This window comes from Photorhabdus sp. RW14-46 (genome assembly GCF_963887965.1).
GTDB classification, from domain to species: Bacteria; Pseudomonadota; Gammaproteobacteria; order Enterobacterales; family Enterobacteriaceae; genus Photorhabdus; species Photorhabdus laumondii.
Genome location: NZ_CAWPHH010000098.1, coordinates 1 through 1,324 on the forward strand (window position 1 = coordinate 1; position 1,324 = coordinate 1,324).

2 protein-coding genes are annotated in these 1,324 nt (G+C 40.9%); one reads left to right on the forward strand and one right to left on the reverse strand.

What is annotated here, in order from left to right; all coding sequences use genetic code 11:
* The coding region (locus AACQ38_RS23700) for a DUF2612 domain-containing protein (RefSeq protein ID WP_242685687.1) at nt 1-323 on the forward strand (323 nt) is incomplete at its 5' end.
* Nucleotides 324-642: 319 nt separating this feature from the next.
* Here the strand turns inward: AACQ38_RS23700 and AACQ38_RS24265 are convergent.
* A complete protein-coding gene (locus AACQ38_RS24265) occupies nt 643-828 on the reverse strand; it encodes a helix-turn-helix transcriptional regulator (protein ID WP_011147563.1) in 186 nt (61 codons plus the stop codon).
* Nucleotides 829-1,324 lie beyond the last annotated feature (496 nt).

Consider the following 1,324-nt stretch of genomic DNA (forward strand, 5'->3'; position numbering starts at 1 on the left):
GTTTCAATGCCGCTGTTTCCTCTGTTGAATTTATTAATACATTTTACGATCTGATTTGGAATATTGACACAGCAAATACTTACGGGCTGGATGTGTGGGGAAAAATAGTGAATGTCAGCAGGCGGCTTACTGTTAATGAAAATGTAAAATATATAGGTTTTGGTGAAGCTTTACTGAGTGTTCTGACAACGACAGATCCAAATCCATTTGACCAAGCACCATTTTATGCTGGGGAGTCAAAAACAAAAACTATTGAACTATCCGATCAGCCGGTGTCAGCGTCTTTATTGTCCAAAGGATACCGAAAAATGAAATTCACTTAAAAACCTACTCTTATTACTGTTCCGTTCGCAAAAGATGGGAACTATAACGAAATTGCAACAAAGTCTACTGAAAACAGTTTGGCGAAAGGTATCGCTACATACGAAAGTGGTTTTCCTCCGCTCAAAACGTTCAGCTTGGGAAATTCGGTGAATTGTTTTATTATCGCGTTTAGCCATAATTAACTACCTTATATAGTTAGTTGTGGTAAGCAGGGTTATCGGGTGCCCACCCGGTAGCTCTGCGTCAGTGAAAATAGTTTCTCAATGTTGAATTATGAACTATAGGTCACCTTTCTGCAATAAAAATATGACCTATAGTTTACCTGGGCTTTTCGTTGTCAGGTAGTCCATTGAGGGCGTCATTCCAGTGTTGATCCCGCTCTATATTATTCACTATTTTGCTGATCCATGTTTCTGATTTGCCCCACCGTATAGCCAGTTCGCGGCGCGTCCAGCCTTTTCGTTTCATTTCAGACTTAAACAATTCTGGCGGTATACGTTTCAAAATTACTCCACAAATATAAACTGTTTATCGACACATCATAGTATAGCCATTTCGCCGATAGGGTGACATTGGTAAATAAAATGACCGCTTAAGTGGCACAANGTGCTGGATTTATGAATAATGCCCTATGAGGCAGAGATCTGGTGAGGCATTTTATTTTGTACTATGAATTATAAAATAGAGGTAGCTGCTGTGCTACAGACATAAAAAAACCAACCTAATTATGGTTGGTTTTTCCAAAAGCTCCGCGGCTCCTTTGCGTATCCTTTTGTGTCCCTTCATTGTCCGGTCAGTGTCCAATCAACTTTGCTAACTTACTGTTTCTAAAGCTGTTGTCCTATCACTGTCCCTACTAATTTGGTGGAGCTGGCGGCGGGAAAGCCCGTGGTGTTGGATGAGTTTGTTTTTGCTTATGTGCCGGATTTAGATCCCACTCTTGCCATCAATCGCGATGAGACATTACCCGCAGAAAGTCATATTGTGCATCGTCAGGCTG